The following is a 19,195-nucleotide window of genomic DNA, read 5'->3' as shown; positions in this document are numbered from 1 at the left end:
TCAGAGCTTCCGGAACGACAGCGTGACCTCGCCCAGGCGGATGCCGAACTTGCTCATCTGCGCCTTGTTGAGCATGACCTTGTCGTCCAGCAGGTACATCCAGTCGTCGAAGTCCACCTCGACGACCTTGCCGTCCACCGGCAGCTTCAGCGTGTAGCTCCAGCGCAGCGCATTGCCCGCCGACATGCCCTGCGCCTCGCCCAGCACGTCAGCGGCGCGGCCGCTCCAGCGGCCGTCACCCAGGCGCTTGAGCTGCCAGACGCGGCGCTCCCTGGCGCCATCGCTGTACTCGAAGTCCTCTTCCAGCACGCCCTCGTCGCCCTGCCAGCGCCCCAGCAGCCGGACGATGAAACGGCGCTGCACCTTGCCGGCGCGATCGGTGAAGATGCCATGCGCGATCAAGGGGCCGTTGAAATAGCTGCGCAGGTCCAGTGCCGGCGCCTCGCGCGCGTAGTCGGCCGGCTCGGGGGCAGTGGCACAGCCCGCCAGGGCCAGGGTGCTCAGCAGCAGGGTGCGGCGGCGGGTGAGAGCTGTCATCGGGCTTCCTTCAGCCGCAGCGCACCTGGCTCGCGGCGTATCCACAGCAGATAGAGCAAGGCCGCGGCAGCGGCCTTCAGCAGGCAGGGCAGGGCGCCATAGGCCAGGGTCAGGGCTTGCAATGCCTGGGGTTCGCGCTGCCCCGGCGCATAGCCCAGCGCGCCGAGCAGCGGCAGCGCCAGCCCGGCGGCCAGCGCCAGATTGAGCTTGTTGCAGAGGTTCCACCAGCCGAAGAAGACACCCTCGGCCCGGCCGCTCAGCCCGGCCGCCTGCAGCACGCGTGCGAGCATGGCGGCGGGGATGCTCAGGTCGGCGCCCAAGGCAAGACCTGACCCCAGGCAGACCAGGGTGAAACCCGCCACCGCGCCGCTCGGCAGGCTGGCCGCCCAGGCAAAGCAGGCCAGCGCCAGCAGCATCGCCATCAGCCAGCTGCGCGCCTGGCCGAAGCGCGCCACGGCGCGCAGCCAGAGCGGCATCGACAGTGCCGCGGCGGCGAAATAGCTGCCCAGGTAGAGGCCCTCGGCCTGCGGCGTCTGCAGGCGGTCGCGCACGAAGAACAGCAGCAGCGTGGCCGGGATGGCGGCGGCCACGCCGTTCAGCAGGAACACCGGCAGCAGGCGCCGAAAGCCCGGCACGCGCCAGGCCAGCCAGGGGTCCGGGCGCGGCGCGGTGGCCTGCCCGGGCCGCCCCCGGGGTGCGCCCCACAGACCCAGCAGCGCCAGGGCCAGCGCCAGGGGCAGCAGCAGGCTGGTGGCGCCGATGCCAGCCAGGCCGGGCAGCACCGAGGCGCAGATCACGCCGGCCAGGGCCAGCCCTTCGCGCCAGGCCGCGATGCGCGTCTGCTGCACGGCGCTGCCGCCCAGGCTGGCGCCCCAGGCCTGGTGCATCACGCTGAGCAGGCTGTAGGCCAGGTAGGCCGCCATCAGCATCAGCGCGCACCAGGCCAGCAGGCCCGTCGGGCCCCAGGCGGGCGGGTGGAACAGGGCGGCAAAGGCCGCGGCCAGCAGCAGCGCGGCCAGGCTCAGCAGCGCGAACAGCGGGCGCGGGCCGCGCCGCAGCCAGCGATCGCAGGCCAGGCCGATGAAGGGGTCGGCCAGGGCATCGAGCGCGCGCGACACCAGCAGCAGCAGCCCCAGCGTCGCCAGCGGCACGCCGTACTGCTGCGCATAGTGCGCCGGCAGGTTCACATACAGCGGCAGCGCCACGAAGGCGAGCGGAAAGCCCAGCGCGCCATAGCGCAGGCCGGCCAGCGCGCCGAGTTCAGCCGCCGTCATGCCGGCCCTCCAGCAGGGTGTTGCGCAGGCCGGGCTCGGAGCTGCGCTCCGACAGCCAGATGCCGAAGAACAGCCGCGCGAACTCGGGCTCGGCGATCAGCCGGCCGCGCCGGCCGTTGACGAAGAACTGGGCTCCCTGCGCCGGCAGCAGCTGCCCGCTGAGGCGGTCGCCCGCCTGCACATCCGGAAAACTCTGCTGCATCTCGGCCAGCCAGCGCTGCGCCGCGGCGTCGGCGATCTCGGCCTGGCGGCGCATCTCCTGCAGCGAGCGCTTGGCAATCTCGGCGCCGCGCAGGCTGCGCGCGTATTCCAGCTCCAGCGCCAGCGGCTGCTCGGGCCAGTTGCGCGCATCGACGCGCTCCCTGACCCACAGCCGGATGTCGTAGATGGCCAGGCCGAAGAAACGCATGCGCGCCTGGCCCTGCAAATGCAGGCCCGCCAGCTCCGGCGGGGCGGGGCGTGCGCGGGCGGCCGGCCAGCACAGCGCGGCGGCCAGGCTCAGCAGGACGCGGCGCCGCGGCATCGCGGCCTCAATCCCGCCGCAGCGTGAACTGCATGACATCGGTATTGCCGGCCGCGAAGGCGGCTTCGCAATAGGCCAGGTAGAACTCCCACAGCCGCATGAAGCGGGTGTCGAAGCCCTGCTCGCGCACCGTCGCCTCCTGGGCCAGGAAGGCCTCGCGCCAGCGCTTCAGCGTCTCGGCATAGTCGAGCCCGAAGGCCAGCTCGTTGACCACGCGCAGGCCGGCCCTGGCCGCATGGGCGCGGAACTGGCTGGGGCTGGGCAGCATGCCGCCGGGGAAGATGTATTGCTGGATGAAGTCGCTGGAGCGCGTGTAGCGCTCGAACAGATCGTCGCGGATGGTGATGCTCTGGATGCAGGCGCGACCGCCGGGCTTGAGCTTGTCGCGCAGGGTCTGGAAGTAGCCATCCCAGTACTGCCGGCCCACCGCTTCGAACATCTCGATCGAGACGATGGCGTCGAAGGGGGCGTCAGCGATGTCGCGGTAGTCCTGGAAGCGCAGCTCGGCGCGCTCGGCCAGGCCGGCGCCTTGCAGGCGCTGCTGGGCCCAGGCAAGTTGCTCGCTCGACAGCGTCACCCCGGTGAGCCGCGCGCCGAAGTCGCGCGTGGCGGTCTCGGCCACGGCGCCCCAGCCGCAGCCGATCTCGAGCACGCGCTGGCCCGGCTGCAGCTCGCATTCGCGCAGGGCACGCCGCATCTTGGCCTGTTGCGCCTGCGCCAGGGGCTGGCGGCGGTCGCCGTCAAACCAGGCGCTCGAGTAGTTCATGCTCGGGTCCAGCCAGAGCTTGTAGAAATTGTTGCCGAGGTCGTAGTGCGCGTGGATGTTCTTGCGGCTGCCCTCGCGGCTGTTGCGGTTGAGCCAATGCCTGATGCGGTAGGCCAGCGCGCCCCACCAGCGGCCGTAGACCACGCGCTCCAGCGCCTCGCGGTTGCGCACCAGCAGCTCCAGCAGGGCGCAGAGGTCGGGCGTGCTCCAGTCGCCCGCCACATAGCTTTCCGCAAAGCCGATGTCGCCGGCGCGCAGGGCGGCGGCGCAGACCTCCCAGGACTTGATGCGCAGCGCCGCCCGCGGCCCCTCATGCCGGCCGAAATGCAGCTGGCTGCCGTCGGGCAGCTGCACGTCCAGGCTGCCATGCTGGAGCAGGCTGAGCAGGCGGAATACCCGGCGCGCGGCGCCGGGGGCGCTCTCCGGCAGGCCGAAGCGGTTGGTGCAGGTGGTCGAGTTCATCGTGGTGGCGGTTTCTGGCGAGGCCGTCAGCGGGTCAGGAATCGGGGCGGCTCGGCCGGCTTGCGGAAGAAGGGCACACGCTTGAGCCAGAGCCTGAGCGCCTGCCAGTGAATGCGCGCCATCACGGCGGCGCTCAGCCAGGGCATGGCAAGAAAGGCCGCGCGGGCGCTGCGCTCGCTGAGCGGCTGCAGCTCGCCGCTGACGCTGGTCTCCAGCAGCGCGCCGGCCTCGTCGTGGTGATCGATACGCGCCACGGTGCGCGCGCGCCCGGCCTGCCAGGCATGCATGAAGCGGAAGCGGTAATGCCCGCCGACGCGGCAGAAGGGCGAGACATGGAAGACCTTGTGGGCACGCAGCTCGCGCCCCAGCTGCGCGCCCTGCAGCAGATAGCAGTGGCGTTCACCGAAGGTGTTGTTAACCTCCACCACGATGGCGGCCAGCGCGCCGTCGGCGCGCTCGCAGTACCAGAAGCTCACCGGCTTGAAGGCATAGCCCAGCACGCGCGGCAGGCAGTGCAGCCAGACCTCGCCGGTGGCGTCGTCGATGCCCTCGCGCGCCAGCAGCGCATCCAGCCAGTGCAGGCAGTCGGGCCCGCCGTCGCCATGGTCGGCGTCGTGAAAGCTCAGCCAGCCGAAGCCGTTGCGATGCAGGGCCGCGCAGGGCTGTTCGCGCAGGCGCCGCAGCGGCAGCATCAGGAAGTAGCTGGCATAGCTGAAATGGTGCCGGGCCGGGCGCAGGCGCGTGTGGCGCACCCGGCCCATGCCCAGCAGCGCCTGCTGCGGCCAGGCGCTGCTGCTCACGGTGTGGCTCCGGCCGGGGCACGCGCGGCCCAATGTTCCAGCATGCGCTTGGCCACGCCCAGGCCCGACAGCAGGCCATCCTCGTGAAAGCCATAGCGGGTCCAGGCGCCGCAGTACCAGAGATGATCGCGGCCCTGGATCTCGTGCAGGCGCTCCTGGGCACGCACGGCGGGCAGGTCGAACACCGGATGCGCGTAGTCGAACTCGCCCAGCACCTGCGCGGCAGCCGGCTCGCGCACCGGGTTCAGCGACACCAGCACCGGCTGCTGCCAGGGCAGGGGCTGCAGCCGGTTGAGCAGGTAATGCAGGCAGACCGCCTGGTCTTCGCGCCCGCGCCGGAGCTGGCCGGCGCTGCCGCCATGTTCGTAGTTCCAGGCCGCCCAGGCGCGCCGGCGCTGCGGCAGCAGGCCCGCGTCGGTATGCAGCACGGCGCGGTTGCGGTGGTAGCCGATGCTGCCGAGGATCTGGCGCTCCTGCAGGCTGGCGTTGCCGAGCAGGGCCAGCGACTGGTCGCTGTGGCCGGCCAGCACCACCTCATCGAACAGCTCGGTGCCGGCGCCGCTGTGCACCCTGAGCTGCGTGCCGCAACGCTCCACCGCATGGACGGCGCAGTTCAGGCGCTTGTGCCGGATCTGCGGCAGCAGCTTGTCCACATAGTGGCGTGCGCCACCGCGCACCGTGAACCACTGCGGCCGCTGCGTCACCTGCAGCAGCCCATGGTTGTGGCAGAAGCGGATCAGCGTGCGGATTGGGAACTGCAGCATCTGCGCGGTCGGGCATGACCAGATGCAGGCCACCATGGGCAGCAGATACCAGCGCCGGAAGGCCTCGCCAAAGCGCTGCTCGCCGAGGAAGTCGCCGATCGATTGCGACAGTGCGGCTTCGCTGCCGCGCTCGGCCAGTGCGGTGCAGAGGCGGTTGAAGCGCAGCAGATCCTGCAACATGCCCCAGAACGCGGGGCGCAGCAGATTGCGACGCTGGGCGAACACGCTGTTGAGGTTGGAGCCGCTCCATTCGAGGGCCAGCTCGGGCAGCTGGACCGAGAAGGACATGTCGCTGGCCGCGACCTCCACCCCCAGCTGCGCGAACAACTGGATCAGCAGCGGGTAGGTGCGCTCGTTGAAGACCAGGAAGCCGGTGTCGACGCCGTGCCGCTGACCCTGCAGCGTGATGTCGACGGTGTGCGTGTGGCCACCGAAATAGTCCCCGGCCTCGAACAGCGTGACATCGGCGTGGCGGCTGAGCGCCCAGGCGGCCGAAAGACCCGCAATGCCGGAACCGACCACCGCCACGCGCGGGCCGCCAGGGCCGGCGCCACCACCGGGGGGAAGCGCATGCAGGCCGGCCAGGAACTCGCTCAGCCCGCGTGCATGATCGGCGGCGCCCGAGGCCTGGCGCAAAAGCAAAGGGCTTCCGCACGAGGCGGAAGCCCTGGACATAAAAGTAGCCGCAAGACGCCCCGGAGCTAACGAGGGAGGGAGGGAGGAGGAGGAGAAAGGCTCCGGGATTACAGCCCCATTGACGGGGAGATCTTGCGACTGAAAGTTGGTGGAAACTTTACCTGTTTGTTGCGGGCTTGTGCTCAAAGCCGAGACGGCTGCCACGGTATCGGCAGCCGCACTCAAGGGCTTGACCACTGTGTACTGCGTCCGCCCACGCTTGGCGCTGGCCGGGCCGGATTTGTCCCAGCTAGCGGGGACAATGGTCAGCAGATGAGCAACAGTATGGGTCATGAAGTTAACGCCTGGCTGACGCGGCTTGCCGCCCGGTGAGTCGGCATGGGTGCGCTGGTATTGGGCCGGCTTTGAACATTGTTTGTCCTAGTCAAATCGATGTCGCGTCGCTATATTAGGGCATATCAAACGGAATGTCATATGTTTGTCCAGGACAAAATTGCAAATAAATGGCTGCTGGACGGAACGCGCCGTGGCTGAATCCGCGTCCGCCGGGATGCCGGGCATTGCCGCCGTCGAGCGCGAGACCGGGCTCAGCAAGGACACCTTGCGCATCTGGGAGCGCCGCTATGGCTTTCCGGCGCCGCTGCGCGATGCGCAGGACGAGCGCATCTATCCACCCGAGCAGGTCGAGAAGCTGCGCCTGCTGAAGCGCCTGCTCGATGCAGGTCATCGGCCCGGGCGCGTCGTGCCCGCCGATCGGGAGGTGTTGCAGGCCTTGCTGGCGGAGGCGATGCAGCGGCGCAGCAGCTTGCAGGCCAAGCAGGGCTACCTGCCTGCCGAGACGCTCGCGCCATATCTGGACTTGCTGCAGTCGCATCGGGTGGAAGACTTGCGCCGCCTGCTGGCCCAGGCCATCGTGCGCATGGGCCTGGGCGCGGCGGTGCTGGAGTTGATCGCCCCCTTGACGACGCAGGTGGGCGAGCTCTGGATGCAGGGCGAGCTGGCGGTGTTCGAAGAGCACATCTACTCGGAATGCCTGCAGCAGGTGCTGCGCCAGGCCATCCATGCGGTGCCGCGCCAGGCCTTGAGTGAGCGGCCGCGCGTGCTGCTCAGCACCCTGCCCGGCGAGGCCCATGGCCTGGGCCTGTTGATGGCCGAGGCGATGCTGACGATCGAGGGCTGCCAATGCCTCTCGCTGGGCGTGCAGACGCCGCTGGCCGACATCCCGCTGGCGGCGCGCGCCCATGCCGCCGACATCGTGGCGCTGAGCTTCAGCAATGTGCTGCCCGCCGGCGCGGTGCACGAGGGCCTGCAGCAGTTGCGCGCCCTGCTGCCGCCCGCAGTGGCACTATGGGCCGGCGGCAGTGGCAGTGCCCTGCAGCGCAGCGCGGTCGGCGGCGTGCAGCGCGTCGCGCAGCTGGGCGAGGTGGCCGCCGCGGTGCAGCGCTGGCGCGCCGACCCCGCCTGAGCGAGGCCCTGCCGGCCGTCCGACCACGCGTGCGTTGTCACGGCAGACGCATAGAATTTGCTGCCTTAGCGAGGACTCGTCATGCTTTACCCCGAACTCTTCAAGCAACTCGAAGCCGTGCGCTGGAACATGGACACGGACATCCCCTGGGACAAGTTCGATGCCAGCCGCCTCACCGAGGACCAGGCCCGCACCATCAAGATGAACGCCATCACCGAGTGGTCGGCGCTGCCGGCCACCGAGATGTTTCTGCGCGACAACCGCGACGACAGCGACTTCTCGGCCTTCATGAGCGTGTGGTTCTTCGAGGAGCAGAAGCATTCGCTGGTGCTGATGGAATACCTGCGCCGCTTCCGCCCCGACCTCGTGCCCACCGAGCAGGAGCTGCACGAGGTGCGCTTCGATTTCGATCCCGCGCCGGCGCTGGAAACGCTGATGCTGCATTTCTGCGGCGAGATCCGCCTGAACCACTGGTATCGGCGCGCGTCGGAATGGCATACCGAACCCGTCATCAAGGCGATCTACGAGACCCTGGCGCGCGATGAGGCGCGCCACGGCGGCGCCTATCTGCGCTACATGAAGCGCGCCATGCAGAAGTTCGGCGACGAGGCCAAGGCGGCCTTTGCCAAGGTGGGGGTGCTGATGGCCAGCGCGCGCCGCACCGCCCAGGCCCTGCATCCCACCAATCTGCATGTGAACGCCAAGCTGTTCCCGCGCGACACCATCCAGAGCCGCCTGCCCGACCCCGAGTGGCTTGAGAAGTGGTTGGACACGCAGATCCAGTTCGACGCGGTGTGGGAGAACAAGGTGGTGGAGCGCATCCTCCACAACATGAGCCTGCTGATGGATCGCAGCTTCGCGAGCGTGCAGGAGCTGAACCGCTTCCGCAAGGAGATGGCGGCGCGCGTCGCCGCGGCCACCGGGGTGGTGGTGCCGCTCGCATCAAGCTGAAGCGCCGGCCCCTGCCCCCAATGAAAAGAGCCCGCTGACGCGGGCTCTTGGCATTCGGCCTGGTGCCGTGCTCAGTGGGCGTTGCGGCGATGCAGGATCAGCAGGCCGAAGCAGGCGGCGGCGATGGCGAGCCCGCCGATCAGGTGCGGCGAGGCCAGCTGACCCAGGGCGGCCAGCGCGTCGTGCAGCGCCCAGCTGGAGATCTCGCCGATGAACTGCGGCAGGCTGGCCGGGCCGTCCACGGTGCGCTCCAGCTCCTTCTTGGCATCCATCAGGGCGCGGCCGGCGCCGTCCGCCTGGGCTTGCAGCAGCTTCCAGACGATCGGGTTGTCGTAGACCTTGTTCAGCACATTGCCGGCGATCAGCGTGGCCACGATCAGCAGCGGTGCGCCCCAACGCTTCAGCCAGGCCGAGGCGGCCATCAGGCCCAGGTAGATGGGCGCCAGCCACAAGCTCATCAGCAGCACGCCGAAGCCCAGGCGCAGCACGCCCACCACGCCGGCGATCAGCAGGCCCAGCCAGGACACCTCGGTGAGGGCCGCCAGGCCGCTGACCTTGATCACCACCGCCGCGGCCATCACCAGGCCCAACCCGGCGCTGATCGCCAGGGCCAGCAGGGGCACGAACACCACATGCATCAGCACGGTGGCGGCGATGCTCTCGGTGTGCGTGCCGGGCAGCGAGAGCCAGAACTCGATCGAGCGATCCTGCTGGTCGCGGCGCGCCAGGCCCGGAATCTGGAACATCGACACCAGCCAGCTGATGCCGAAGCCGCCCAGCGCGGTGGCGCCCAGGGCCACCGCGGCCACCGCCATGGTGGGGGCGCTGCTGGCATCGGTTTCGACGCGGCCGAAGGGCATGGCCAGCAGCACCAGCAGCGGCGGGATCAGGATCAGCAGCAGCCAGCCGCGGTGGTGCTGCATCCATTCGCGCTGCAGCAGGGTCATGAAACGTGTGGACATGGTTTTCTCCTCGTTTGTTCTGCTCAGGCCTGGCGGCTTTGCATTTCGGGCTTGCGGGTCAGGGCCATGAACAGGTCCACCAGGCTGGGGCGGAAGCGCTGGCCCAGGGCCTGCAAGTGCACCGGCGGCTCGCCGTCGAACAGCGCCGCGGGCTTGCCCTGCAGGCGGTAGCGCAGCAGCGGATGGGCCGAGGCCACCGCATCGGCGGCGGCGGCATCGTGCGAGAGGGCCACGAAGCGCGAGTCCATCTCCTCCAGGCTGATGTTGAGCACCAGCTTGCCCTCGTCCAGCATCATCACGTCGGACAAGAGGGTCTCGATCTCCTCCACCTGGTGGGTGGAGATGATGACGGTGCGCTCGCCATCGCACCATTCGTCGATCAGCATCTCGTAGAAGCTCTTGCGCGACATCACATCCAGGCCCAGGGTGGGCTCGTCCAGGATCATCAGCCGCGTGTCGATGGCGGCGATCAGCGCCAGGTGCAGCTGCGTCACCATGCCCTTGGAGAGGTTCTTCACCTTGTCGCCGCTGGCCACGCTGGTGCGCTTGAGCAGGGTGCGGGCGCGTTCGGCCGAGAAGCGCGGCTGCAGCCCGCTCATCAGGGTCAGCAGCTCTTCCACCTTGGCCCAGCGCGGCAGTACCGCCACGTCGGGGATGTAGGAGAGCGAGGTCAGCAGCTCGTTGCGCTGGGCGCGCGGGTCCAGGCCCAGCACGCTGAGTTGGCCCGAGCCACCGATCAGGCCCACCATGGCCTTCATCAGCGAGGTCTTGCCGGCGCCGTTGTGACCCAGCAGGCCCACCACGCGACCCTTGGGGATCTTGAAGCTGATGTCGTCGACGGCGGTCTTGCGGCCGTAGCGCAGGCTGAAGCCGCTGGCTTCGACGAGGTTGGAGTGGTCCGTGTTGTTCATTGTTGTCCCCAGTTCAGATCCGAGGCCGACAGGCCCAGGCGTTGCAGCTTGGCGCGCAGCTGCGGCCATTCCTTTTGCAGGAACTGCTGGCGCTCGCTTTGCAGCAGGCGCTCGCGCGCCCCCTGGCGCACATACATGCCCACGCCGCGGCGGCTCTCGACCAGGCCGTTGTCCACCAGGGCCTGCAGGGCCCGGCTGACGGTGAGCGGATTGATCAGGTAGCGGCTTGCGAGGCTGCGGACCGAGGGCAGGACTTCGCCCTCGGGAGGGGTGCCGTCCAGCAGCTGCGCGGCCAATTGGTCGGCCAGCTGCTGGTAGATCGGCGCGTTGTCGTTCCAGCTTTGCATGTCCTTGTCGGGGCGGGACCCCGCGGTGTGTTGCTGATGTAGCACACCATAACAAGACTCCCCCGGGCGACCCAGGCCGTGGCGACAGGCTGCTCAAAAAGACGGATGAAACGTCGAATACCGCTCGGGGCGGTATCGCGCTCAATCCCCTTGCGGCGCAAGCCCGCTGACGCTGAAGGCGACGCCGCGCCCGTCCAGACCGGAACCGATGGCGACGGTGCCGCCCAGACTGTGCACCACCTGGCGCACGATCGCCAGGCCCAGGCCGCTGCCGCTGGCTCCGGTTTGGTCGCTGCGCCAAAAGCGTTCGAACACGCGTTGCCGGTCGGCTTCGGCAATGCCAGGGCCATCGTCGGCGACTTGCAGGCACAGGCCTTCGGCCTGCTCGCTCAAGCGGACTTCGATGCGACTGCCTTCGGGGCAATAGCGCAAGGCATTGCCGACCAGATTGCCGAGCAGTGAGCCCCACAGCGTAGGCGATATCCGGCTGGGCAATTGGTCTGGCGCTTCGAGCGCCAGGCTGATGCGGCGCGCCTCGGCCAGCGGCAACAGTTCAGCCAGCTGGGCGCGCGTCTGCTCGGCCAGATCGGTGTTCCGGTCGGATGTAGTGTGGACAGACTCAACGCTGGCCAGAGTCAGCAGTTGCTGGCTCAGATGCGCGGCGCGCGTGACCGCGCCCTCCAGGGCTCGCGCGGCCTGCTCACGTTCGGCTTCGGTCTCGGCCTGGCGCAACACATGGGCCTGTGCAGCGATGACGGCCAGCGGCGTGCGCAACTCGTGCGCGGCTTCCTGCACGAACCGGCGTTCGCGCTCGCGCTGCAGGCGCAGACGACCGAGCATCGCGTCGAAGGCCTGGCCCAGGGGCTGCAACTCCGATTGCGGCAGGTGTACGTCCAGCGGGCCCAGGTCCTGGGCATCGCGCTGCGACAGGCGCTGCACCAGTTCGCGCAGCGGGCGCAGGCCGCGATGCAAAGCCAACCACAGGGGCAGCAGCACGACCGGGAATGCGATCGGCAGGTAGAACCCCAGCTGATGCGCCACCTTGCGCAGCATCGCCTCGGGGCCGCGGACTGGCTCGGCGACGCGCACCGAGCCCACGGCGCTGTCTTGCCGATAGGCCCAATGTGGGCGCCCTTCGATCATGTGGTCATCCCGACCTGGGGTCTGGGCCAGCAAGGCGGCACGCCAATGGGGGTGCGATTCGTACAGGACCTGACCATCAGGTGCCAGCCATAGCACCGCCAGCTCGCCCTTCCAACGATCGGGCTGGGCGCGGCGCCATTGGTTGGCGTCGTCGATCAGGACGCGCAGTGAAACCGCGCGATTCATCGCGGGCGTCCTTTGCAAATGTGCGGTGATGTTGACGACGATCTCCCGGACGCCGGGATCCACCGCCATATCGCGCCGGTATTCGAGGTAATTCCAGGCCAGAATCTCCAGCCCGACCAACATCAAGGTAGCAAGCAGCGCCAGGCCAATGCGGCGACTTAGTGAGGGACCGAGCATCCGGCGCCACGCGATGCGGCGGCTCATGTCAGCAGGCGATAGCCTATGCCGCGCACGGTGCCAATGCGCTCGGCGCCGATCTTGCGGCGCAGGTTCGACAGGTACATCTCGAGGTTGGCGAAATCCAGCGCCTCGCCCAAGGGCGCCAGCTTTTGCGCCAGCTTGCCCTTGGGAACGACGGTGCCAGCTTCGCCGGCCAGCAGATTCAGCAGATCGAACTCGCGCGGGCTCAGCTCGACAGCACGCCCACACACCCGCACTTCGCGCTCGCGCGGCCGGATCGTCAGGTCGCCGATGCGCCAGTTCTCGCTGGCCTGGCCCGCGCTGCGACGCAGCAGGGCCCGCAAGCGGGCCATCAACTCGGGTATCTCGAAGGGCTTGCTGAGGTAGTCGTCGGCGCCGCCGTCCAGACCCTCCAATCGATCGGCAAGACCGACCCGTGCGGTCATGACCAGCAGCGGCGTGGCGGCCCCTTGAGCGCGCCAGCGCTTGAGCAATTGCAAGCCGCAACCATCGGGCAAACCGAGATCGAGCAACACCGCGTCCTGCTGGACAGGGTCCAAGCGTTCGGGCGCATCGGCGCCGCGGCGCAGCCATCGGCTGCTGAAGCCGCCCTGGCGCAGCGCGGCCTGCAGGGCCTTGCCAAGGTCGAGATCGTCCTCGATTAACAGAATGTGCATGGCGCAGTATCGGTGCGGTCGGGAGGCGCGCGGCCAAAGGCCAGCCAAAGCGCACTGCCGCGGCCTACCCCGAAGTCGGGCGCGCGCTGGCAGACTCGCGCTGCTTCCACGACACCCCAATATCATGTCCCAGTTGACCCAGCGCCGCCTGCTCCTGCAATCTATTTTGGCTCTGCCTTTGGCTGGCTGTGGCGGAGGAGGCGGGGGCGGCGAGGGGGCGCTGGCGTCCGAGCGCGTGCTGCCCCAGGTCAGCACGCAGCCTGCTGGTTCGAGCCAGGGGGCGATACCCGCGGTCGACGATATGGTCCAGCAGCAGTTGCTCGCACAGCGCATTCCGGGGGCCAGCTTGGTGGTGGCCAGGTCCGGCCGAATCGTCTATGCCAAGGGCTATGGCTATGCCGATCTCGAGGCTGCCACGCCAATACAGGTCGAACAGCGCTTTGAGATCGGTTCGGTCACCAAGTCCTTTGCCGCGAGCGCCATCATGCTGCTGGTCGAAGACGGCCTCCTCACGCTCGATGACAGGCTTGAGCCGTATCTTGGCGCCACGCCCGCGGCCTGGAACGGCATCACGATCCGGCATCTGCTCAACCATAGTTCGGGCCTGCCCGAATACCCGGACGATGCCTTCTTCGCCGCGCTCGAACGTGATCAGGGCTTCTCCACCGCCGAGCTGCTGGCGCGCTTCAAAACCCATGGCCTGGCCTTCCCGCCCGGCTCGTCCTTCCTCTACAGCAATACAGGCTACGACCTGATCGGCCTGATCATCCAGAAGGTCAGCGGCCAGCACTACGGCGAGTTCCTGCGCCGGCGCGTGTTCCAGCCGCTAGGCATGGACAGCGCGCGCCTGATGGCGCCGAACGAGTCGGCAGCAGGCAACGCGATCGGCTACGAGATCGTGGCCGAGCAACGCCGTCCCCATGCCTACAACAGCGCCGAGCGCAACTACTTGGCGCTGGCGGCCAGCGGCCTGCAGATCAACGCACTTGACATGGCGAAGTGGGACGCGGCGCTGTACACCGAGCGCATTCTGAAGCGCGCCACGCTGGACCTGATGTGGACGCCCAACAGCCTGATGCAGGCCGCGAACGCGACGACGCCCGACATCTGGTACGGCCTGGGCTGGCAGCTGCGCACCCAGCAGGGGCATCGCTGGGTTTATCACTCAGGAGGCATGCCTGGCCATGTGGTCGACTTCATTCGCTATCCGGACGATCAGCTGACGGTCATCGTCATGACCAATCTGGACGAACGGCACGCCAACGCGCGCGTGATCGCACGAACGGTGGCGCAGATCATCCAGCCGGGCCTATAGGCTCCTTGGCGCGCCCAGCGCCTGCCGGCCGCCTATGGGATGAAGTGGTAATGGGATACGGAGCTGGGCAACTTCGAGGCCAGTCCGCTGGACGTTAGCGTGCCCGTCGAGGCGGCGCTGTGCCTGCTGACTGCCTTGCCCGCGCCGGGCGCGACGTCATCGGACCGCGCCTGGCGGTCTGGCGCGTGCTTAGCGAGCCGCTCGAAGGCCCTTGCCAGAAGTCTCCCGCTGGCGGAGCGCCTGCGCCTACTTGGCGGCGAAGCGGTCCTGGTCGGCCTTGCGGTCGGCCGTCACCTTCTGGGCGGCGGGGCGCTCGCCGATCAGCTTGGCGTAGGACTTCCACTCGACGCCATGGGCGGCCAGTAGGTCCTCGCCCAGCACCGACTTGGTGGCCATCGCCACCAGGGGCAGGCTGACCCAGCCGGCGCAATCGGCCTGGGTGAAGGTATCGCCGGCCAGATAGGGGCCGAATTTGGCCAGGCGCTTGAAGGCGGGGATGTTCTTGTCCAGCAGCTTCTTCACGCGCTCCTTGTTGGCGTCGCTGCACGTGCCGCCGAAGAAGGCCTGGCCGTAGAGTTCGCGCGCCACCAGCTCCAGATGCAGCTCCACAAAGGTGATCAGCTCATGCACCTTGGCCTGTGCGAAGGGCTCGGCCGGCAGCAGCGGGTGGGCGGGGTAGGCAGATTCCAGATAGTCCAGGATCACCTGGCTCTCGCACAGCGTGCCCTGCTCGGTGCGGATGAAGGGCACCTTGCCCAGCGGCGAGGCGGCCAGCACGGCCTCGTCCTTGGAATGCGTCATCACCACCTCCTCCTGGAAGGGGATGCCTTTTTCCAGCAGGGCCAGCTTGACCTTGTTGTAGTAGTTCGAGAGCGAGAAGCCGCAGAGTGTGATCGTCATGGTGAGTGTCTCCTTGTGGGGTGGGCGCAGTCTATGCCGAGGCGGGGCACGCCTTTGCCACCCAGGAGACATGCCGCTATTTGTTCACCAGCAGGATGCCCAGCGCCAGCCCGATCAGGGCGATGACCAGGCGCAGCGTGATCGCCTCGCCCAGCACCAGCACCCCGGCCAGCAGGCCGAACAGCGGCGTGCTGAGCGTGAAGCTGGCCAGGCGCGTGGCCGGGTAATGGCGCACCAGCCAGAACCACAGCAGGTAGCTGGCAAAGGAGACGATCACCGCCTGGAAGCCGAACCAGCCCAGCAGCCGGGCCGACCAGGCCAGCGGCAGCGGCTCGTGCAGGGCCAGGGCCGCCAGGCTCAGCGCCAGGCCCGAGACCGCCAATTGGTAGAACAGCGTCTTCTCGGCGCTGGCGCTGGCGAGCCGGCTGCCGCGTATCGCCAGTGTGGTGCCGCCCCATAGCAGCGCGGCCAGCAGGCCCAGCGCATCGCCCAGCCATTGCTGCGGCTGCCCGCCCGCGCTGAAACCTTCGGCAAAGGCGAACGCCACCGCGCCGAATGCCAGCAGCAGGCCCAGGCCCTGGCGCGGCGTGAGCTTCTCGTGCCGCGAGATGAAGGGCATGCCCAGCGCCACCACAAAGGGCGCGAGGTAGATGAACACCACCATGCGCGAGGCGCTGGTGTACTGCATGCCCCAGAAGATGGCCGCGAACTCGGCCGCGAACAGGCCGCCGGCCAGCAGGCCGCCACCCAGGCTGCCGTCGCGGTCGAACAGCGCGATGCCGCGCGCCCGTGCCCAGAGCCACACCAGCGCGCCGGCGATCAGCGAGCGCAGCCCCGCCTGCCAGAACGGGGTGATCTCGCTCAGCGCCGCCTTGATGGCCACCTGGCCCAGGCCCCAGAGGGCGCAGCAGAACAGCACGGAGGCGACGGCAAAGGCGTCGAGATGGGGCTTGCGATCAGACTTCAGCATGGCGCGATGATGCCCGCAGCCGCCGCCAGGCCAGCCACGCCAGGGCGCTGAGCGCACCTGCCAGCGTGCCGCTGAGATGGGCAAAGGGCGCGATCGCGATGTCCCAGCCGGGCAGGGTGCGCAGCGCAGGCCCCAGCGGCTGTTCCAGCCACAGCTTGACCAGCAGGCCGGCCGCGATGGCCGCCCCCACCAGCCGATCCCGCCCGCGCCGTGCCAGCAGCTCCACCACCGCCACCGCCACGCCCGCGTGCAGCAGGCCCGAGAGCCCGCCGTAATGCAGCAGCGCGGGTTGCAGCAGCAGGCCCAGCTGGGTGAGCGGCCAGGCGGCCAGCCAGGCGGGGGTGGCGCGCAGCCGGCCGGCCCGGCCCAGCAGGGCCAGCACGGCACAGCCGGCCAGATTGGCAAGCAGATGCTGGGCGCTCCAATGCACCAGGGCGGCGCTGAGGACGCGCCAGGGTTCCTGTGCCCACAGGGCGGGCTGCCAGTCCAGCCACGCGCGCGGCAGCCACCAGGCCAGGCCGGCCAGCGTGGCCAGGCCGGCGCTGAGGGCCGCCCAGGACATCAGCCGAACACGGCCCGCCAGAGCGCCAGCACCGCGTCGCGGTGCGTGGCGATGCCCTGCGCCGCCTGCGCCGCCTCGTCCAGCGCGGTGGACTGTTCGTCCAGGCGTGCCCGGTGTTGCACGCGGCGCAGCTCGCGGTAGGCATCGGCGGCGGCCTTGCCCACGCCGGCGGGCAGCAGGCCGGCGGCCTCGGCGCGCTGCAGCAGGGCGATATTGCCGGCGTTGTCCAGCAGCTCGGCATGCTGGCGCGCATGCGCCAGGATCAGGAACTGCAGCGCGAACTCCGCGTCCATCATGCCGCCCGGGCTGTGCTTCACATCGAACAGGCCGGCGCGCACCGGGCGGGCCTGGCGCACCTTCTCGCGCATCGCCTGCACCTCCTGGCGCAGCGCCTGGATGTCGCGCTCGGCCGTCAGCACGGCGCGGCGCACGCCCTCGAAGCGCGCGGCCAGCTCGGGTGCGCCGGCGCAGAAGCGCGCGCGCGTGATGGCCTGGTGCTCCCAGGTCCAGGCAGTGTTGCTGCCGCGGCCGGTCTGGTAGTGCTCGAAACTGGCCAGCGAGGTCACCAGCAGGCCGGAGTTGCCGTTCGGGCGCAGCGCGGTGTCGATGTCGAACAGCTCGCCAGCGGCGGTGCGCAGGGTCAGCCAGGTGATCAGCTTGCGCACGAAGGCGCCGTAGATCTCGGGCGAGTTCTCGTCCGCGTCGTCGAACAGGAACACCACGTCCAGGTCGCCGCCGTAGCCCAGCTCCTTGCCGCCCAGCTTGCCGTAGGCGATCACCGCAAAGCTCGGGGCCGGGCGGTGCGCCTGCTTGAGGCGCGCCCAGGACCAGCTGATCACGCATTGCAGGGTGGCATCGGCCAGGGCCGAGAGATCGTCGGCCACCTGCTCCACCGTGATATGGCCCTCGACGTCGCGCACCAGGGTGCGGAACACTTCGGCATGGTGGGCGCGGCGCACGCTGTCCAGCAAGGCCTCCTCATCGGCCTCGCCATGCTGGGCCCAGGCATCGTGGCGGGCCTGCAGGTCGGCGATGAAGGTGGCGCCGTCGAAGCGTTCGTGCATCAGCCGGCTGTCGGCCAGTTCGTCGATCACGCCGGGATGCTGCATCAGATAGCGCATCGGCCAGCGCGCCAGGCCCAGCAGGCGCAACAGCCGCGTCTGCACCGCGGGGCGCTCCACCAGCAGGGCCAGATAGCTCTCGCGGCGCAGCAGCGGCTCGACCCAGTCGACGAAGCGCAGCGCGGCGTCCAGCGAGCATGCGCCCTCCTTCACGCCGATGGCGGCACGGCCCACCAGCTTGGCCAGGCGCAGGCGCGATTCCTCGCGCAGGTTCTGCACGCGCGGCTGCTGGGCCCAGCGGCGCACCGCGGCGGCCAGCTCGGGCGGCAGCTTCTCAAGGAACTCGTCGGCATCCACCGGCAGGGCCGGGCCGCCGCATTGGCCGTTCTTGCAGGCGCCAGGCTTGGGCGCCTGGCCGTCGTGCAGCAAGGCGTCGAATTCGGTGGCCACCAGCTCGCGTACCTCGCACAGGCGGTCCAGCAGCTGGCAGGCTTCGGCGCTGCAGACCATGCCCATGGAGCGCGCGATCCACTTCAGGTCATCGTCGGACCCCGGCAGGCAATGGGTCTGCTGGTCGTCGAGGAACTGGATGCGGTGCTCGACGCGGCGCAGGAAGTCGTAGGCCTCGGCCAGCTTGGCGGCGGTGGCCGGCTTCATCAGCCCGCGCGCCGCCAGCCGGGAGAGCGCCTTGACGGTGGAGCGCGTGCGGATCTCGGGGAACTGGCCGCCGCGCACCACCTGCAGCAGCTGCACGGTGAACTCGATCTCGCGGATGCCACCGCGCGAGAGCTTCACGTCGTTGGAGCGCTCGGGCCGGCCGGCGGCGCGCTTCTGCGCCTCGTCGCGGATCTTGCGGTGCAGCTGCCGCAGGCCCTCGAACACGCCGTAGTCCAGGTAACGGCGGTAGACGAAGGGCGTGACCAGCGAGCGCAGCGCCACCGCACGCGAGGGCGCTGCGCCGGCCTCGGGCTGGCGCGGCGCCACCACCCGGCTCTTCAGCCAGGCGAAGCGCTCCCATTCGCGCCCCTGCACGAGGAAGTACTCCTCCAGCATCGACAGGCTCACCACCGGCGGGCCCGAGTTGCCATTGGGGCGCAGCGCCAGGTCGACACGGAACACCTGGCCGTCCTCGGTGACGTCGCCGATCAGCGCATAGAGCTTCTTGGCCACCTGGGTGAAGTATTCGTGCGCCGAGACCGGCTTGGCGCCATCGGTCTCGCCCTCGTCGTCGTAGACATAGATCAGGTCAATGTCGGAGCTGACATTGAGCTCGCGCCCGCCCAGCTTGCCCATGCCCACGACCCAGAACTCGATCACCTCGCCGACGCTGTTGCGCGGCTGGCCGTGGATGGCGTCCTGCTCGATGCGTGCCTGCGTCAGCGCCGCGCACAGCGTCACCTCGGCCAGCGTGGTCATCGCCTCGGTGATGGCCTTCATCGGCGCGGCCAGCTCGACGTCGTGCACCGCCAGGCGCTCCAGCACCAGATGGCGGGTCACGCGCAGCGCGCTGGCGAGGTTGCGGCCCTCGGCCTGCAGCTGCGCGATCAGCGCCTGCATGGCGGCCCGGTCGGGCAGGCCGGCGGCCAGCAGGGGCAGCTCCTGGTCGTAGCGGCGCCGGATGCGCTGCACGAAGCGGCTGTGCGCGGCCAGCGCCGCCTTGGTTGCAGAGGGTAAAGAATGCTCGTCGACGCTCATGGGGCAGGGTGGCCTGTGCTAGATTCGCTGCGATCCTGAGAGCGATGGGGCGCCCCCCAAGGCTTTGCGAGTGTCATCGTTTCTCATCCTGTGTGCCGCGCTCGAGAG

Annotated in this window: 18 protein-coding genes; 3 read left to right on the top strand and 15 right to left on the bottom strand. The window is 69.2% G+C overall.

Features of this window, described 5'->3' with window-relative positions:
* Genes PFX98_RS04990 through PFX98_RS04965 form a run of 6 tightly spaced genes read right to left on the bottom strand, consistent with a single transcriptional unit; the run spans position 1 to position 5,702 of the window.
* Complete coding sequence (locus PFX98_RS04990; RefSeq protein WP_285234068.1) at positions 1 to 537, bottom strand: DUF3833 domain-containing protein; 537 nt, start codon at positions 535 to 537, stop codon at positions 1 to 3.
* Positions 534 to 1,811: an MFS transporter gene (locus PFX98_RS04985; protein WP_285234067.1), complete on the bottom strand. Its 1,278-nt coding sequence runs from the start codon at positions 1,809 to 1,811 to the stop codon at positions 534 to 536. Before PFX98_RS04985 ends, PFX98_RS04990 begins: the two co-directional genes overlap by 4 nt.
* Entirely contained in the window at positions 1,798 to 2,334 is a 537-nt protein-coding gene (locus tag PFX98_RS04980) for a chalcone isomerase family protein (RefSeq protein ID WP_285234066.1), read from the bottom strand. Before PFX98_RS04980 ends, PFX98_RS04985 begins: the two co-directional genes overlap by 14 nt.
* A 7-nt stretch (positions 2,335 to 2,341) precedes the next feature.
* Positions 2,342 to 3,562: an SAM-dependent methyltransferase gene (locus PFX98_RS04975; RefSeq protein WP_285234065.1), complete on the bottom strand. Its 1,221-nt coding sequence runs from the start codon at positions 3,560 to 3,562 to the stop codon at positions 2,342 to 2,344.
* A 26-nt stretch (positions 3,563 to 3,588) separates the two neighbouring features.
* Positions 3,589 to 4,323: a DUF1365 domain-containing protein gene (locus tag PFX98_RS04970; protein ID WP_285235537.1), complete on the bottom strand. Its 735-nt coding sequence runs from the start codon at positions 4,321 to 4,323 to the stop codon at positions 3,589 to 3,591.
* 35 nt (positions 4,324 to 4,358) lie between these two features.
* On the bottom strand, positions 4,359 to 5,702 hold the full coding sequence (locus PFX98_RS04965) for an NAD(P)/FAD-dependent oxidoreductase (RefSeq protein ID WP_285235536.1): 1,344 nt from the start codon (positions 5,700 to 5,702) through the stop codon (positions 4,359 to 4,361).
* A 586-nt stretch (positions 5,703 to 6,288) separates the two neighbouring features.
* Between PFX98_RS04965 and PFX98_RS04960 the strand changes: the two genes are divergently transcribed.
* Positions 6,289 to 7,227, top strand: coding sequence for a MerR family transcriptional regulator (locus tag PFX98_RS04960; RefSeq protein ID WP_285234064.1), 939 nt, complete (start codon positions 6,289 to 6,291; stop codon positions 7,225 to 7,227).
* Between the two features lie 81 nt (positions 7,228 to 7,308).
* A complete protein-coding gene (locus tag PFX98_RS04955) occupies positions 7,309 to 8,178 on the top strand; it encodes a ferritin family protein (RefSeq protein ID WP_285234063.1) in 870 nt (289 codons plus the stop codon).
* Positions 8,179 to 8,249: 71 nt separating this feature from the next.
* On the opposite strand, the gene PFX98_RS04950 is transcribed toward PFX98_RS04955, so the two are convergent.
* The 5 genes from PFX98_RS04950 to PFX98_RS04930 all read right to left on the bottom strand — a co-directional run bounded on the left by PFX98_RS04950 (position 8,250) and on the right by PFX98_RS04930 (position 12,584).
* Positions 8,250 to 9,140 carry a hypothetical protein gene (locus PFX98_RS04950; RefSeq protein ID WP_285234062.1) on the bottom strand — a complete coding sequence of 297 codons (891 nt, stop codon included), beginning with the start codon at positions 9,138 to 9,140 and terminating at the stop codon, positions 8,250 to 8,252.
* Positions 9,141 to 9,163: 23 nt separating this feature from the next.
* On the bottom strand, positions 9,164 to 10,051 hold the full coding sequence (locus tag PFX98_RS04945) for an ABC transporter ATP-binding protein (RefSeq protein WP_285234061.1): 888 nt from the start codon (positions 10,049 to 10,051) through the stop codon (positions 9,164 to 9,166).
* Positions 10,048 to 10,398 carry a GntR family transcriptional regulator gene (locus PFX98_RS04940; RefSeq protein ID WP_285234060.1) on the bottom strand — a complete coding sequence of 117 codons (351 nt, stop codon included), beginning with the start codon at positions 10,396 to 10,398 and terminating at the stop codon, positions 10,048 to 10,050. Before PFX98_RS04940 ends, PFX98_RS04945 begins: the two co-directional genes overlap by 4 nt.
* A 141-nt stretch (positions 10,399 to 10,539) precedes the next feature.
* Positions 10,540 to 11,931 carry a sensor histidine kinase gene (locus tag PFX98_RS04935; RefSeq protein WP_285234059.1) on the bottom strand — a complete coding sequence of 464 codons (1,392 nt, stop codon included), beginning with the start codon at positions 11,929 to 11,931 and terminating at the stop codon, positions 10,540 to 10,542.
* On the bottom strand, positions 11,928 to 12,584 hold the full coding sequence (locus PFX98_RS04930; protein ID WP_285234058.1) for a response regulator: 657 nt from the start codon (positions 12,582 to 12,584) through the stop codon (positions 11,928 to 11,930). Before PFX98_RS04930 ends, PFX98_RS04935 begins: the two co-directional genes overlap by 4 nt.
* Positions 12,585 to 12,708: 124 nt before the next feature.
* Between PFX98_RS04930 and PFX98_RS04925 the strand changes: the two genes are divergently transcribed.
* Positions 12,709 to 13,899: a serine hydrolase domain-containing protein gene (locus PFX98_RS04925; RefSeq protein ID WP_285234057.1), complete on the top strand. Its 1,191-nt coding sequence runs from the start codon at positions 12,709 to 12,711 to the stop codon at positions 13,897 to 13,899.
* 246 nt (positions 13,900 to 14,145) lie between these two features.
* On the opposite strand, the gene PFX98_RS04920 is transcribed toward PFX98_RS04925, so the two are convergent.
* The 4 genes from PFX98_RS04920 to glnE form a co-directional block, all read right to left on the bottom strand.
* On the bottom strand, positions 14,146 to 14,799 hold the full coding sequence (locus PFX98_RS04920) for a glutathione S-transferase (protein WP_285234056.1): 654 nt from the start codon (positions 14,797 to 14,799) through the stop codon (positions 14,146 to 14,148).
* Between the two features lie 76 nt (positions 14,800 to 14,875).
* Entirely contained in the window at positions 14,876 to 15,769 is an 894-nt protein-coding gene (locus tag PFX98_RS04915) for a DMT family transporter (RefSeq protein ID WP_285234055.1), read from the bottom strand.
* Positions 15,756 to 16,331, bottom strand: coding sequence for a rhombosortase (gene rrtA, locus PFX98_RS04910; protein ID WP_285234054.1), 576 nt, complete (start codon positions 16,329 to 16,331; stop codon positions 15,756 to 15,758). The genes PFX98_RS04915 and rrtA overlap by 14 nt, the downstream gene beginning before the upstream one ends.
* Complete coding sequence (gene glnE, locus PFX98_RS04905; protein WP_285234053.1) at positions 16,331 to 19,087, bottom strand: bifunctional [glutamate--ammonia ligase]-adenylyl-L-tyrosine phosphorylase/[glutamate--ammonia-ligase] adenylyltransferase; 2,757 nt, start codon at positions 19,085 to 19,087, stop codon at positions 16,331 to 16,333. The genes rrtA and glnE overlap by 1 nt, the downstream gene beginning before the upstream one ends.
* Between the last annotated feature and the right edge of the window lie 108 nt (positions 19,088 to 19,195).

Origin of the sequence: Paucibacter sediminis (assembly GCF_030254645.1) — a bacterium.
Classification (GTDB): Bacteria; Pseudomonadota; Gammaproteobacteria; order Burkholderiales; family Burkholderiaceae_C; genus Paucibacter_B; species Paucibacter_B sediminis.
The sequence above is the reverse complement of the archived record's forward strand: the minus strand, read 5'-3'. Positions and strand labels throughout refer to the sequence as shown.

Coding starts and splice junctions, on each gene's coding strand:
- PFX98_RS04920 (WP_285234056.1), bottom strand. CDS start 14,799: ATGACGATCACACTCTGCGGCTTCTCGCTCTCGAACTACTACAACAAG.
- PFX98_RS04970 (WP_285235537.1), bottom strand. CDS start 4,323: ATGGGCCGGGTGCGCCACACGCGCCTGCGCCCGGCCCGGCACCATTTC.
- PFX98_RS04945 (WP_285234061.1), bottom strand. CDS start 10,051: ATGAACAACACGGACCACTCCAACCTCGTCGAAGCCAGCGGCTTCAGC.
- PFX98_RS04915 (WP_285234055.1), bottom strand. CDS start 15,769: ATGCTGAAGTCTGATCGCAAGCCCCATCTCGACGCCTTTGCCGTCGCC.
- PFX98_RS04985 (WP_285234067.1), bottom strand. CDS start 1,811: ATGACGGCGGCTGAACTCGGCGCGCTGGCCGGCCTGCGCTATGGCGCG.
- PFX98_RS04990 (WP_285234068.1), bottom strand. CDS start 537: ATGACAGCTCTCACCCGCCGCCGCACCCTGCTGCTGAGCACCCTGGCC.
- PFX98_RS04950 (WP_285234062.1), bottom strand. CDS start 9,140: ATGTCCACACGTTTCATGACCCTGCTGCAGCGCGAATGGATGCAGCAC.
- PFX98_RS04935 (WP_285234059.1), bottom strand. CDS start 11,931: ATGAGCCGCCGCATCGCGTGGCGCCGGATGCTCGGTCCCTCACTAAGT.
- PFX98_RS04925 (WP_285234057.1), top strand. CDS start 12,709: ATGTCCCAGTTGACCCAGCGCCGCCTGCTCCTGCAATCTATTTTGGCT.
- glnE (WP_285234053.1), bottom strand. CDS start 19,087: ATGAGCGTCGACGAGCATTCTTTACCCTCTGCAACCAAGGCGGCGCTG.
- PFX98_RS04930 (WP_285234058.1), bottom strand. CDS start 12,584: ATGCACATTCTGTTAATCGAGGACGATCTCGACCTTGGCAAGGCCCTG.
- rrtA (WP_285234054.1), bottom strand. CDS start 16,331: ATGTCCTGGGCGGCCCTCAGCGCCGGCCTGGCCACGCTGGCCGGCCTG.
- PFX98_RS04955 (WP_285234063.1), top strand. CDS start 7,309: ATGCTTTACCCCGAACTCTTCAAGCAACTCGAAGCCGTGCGCTGGAAC.
- PFX98_RS04980 (WP_285234066.1), bottom strand. CDS start 2,334: ATGCCGCGGCGCCGCGTCCTGCTGAGCCTGGCCGCCGCGCTGTGCTGG.
- PFX98_RS04975 (WP_285234065.1), bottom strand. CDS start 3,562: ATGAACTCGACCACCTGCACCAACCGCTTCGGCCTGCCGGAGAGCGCC.
- PFX98_RS04940 (WP_285234060.1), bottom strand. CDS start 10,398: ATGCAAAGCTGGAACGACAACGCGCCGATCTACCAGCAGCTGGCCGAC.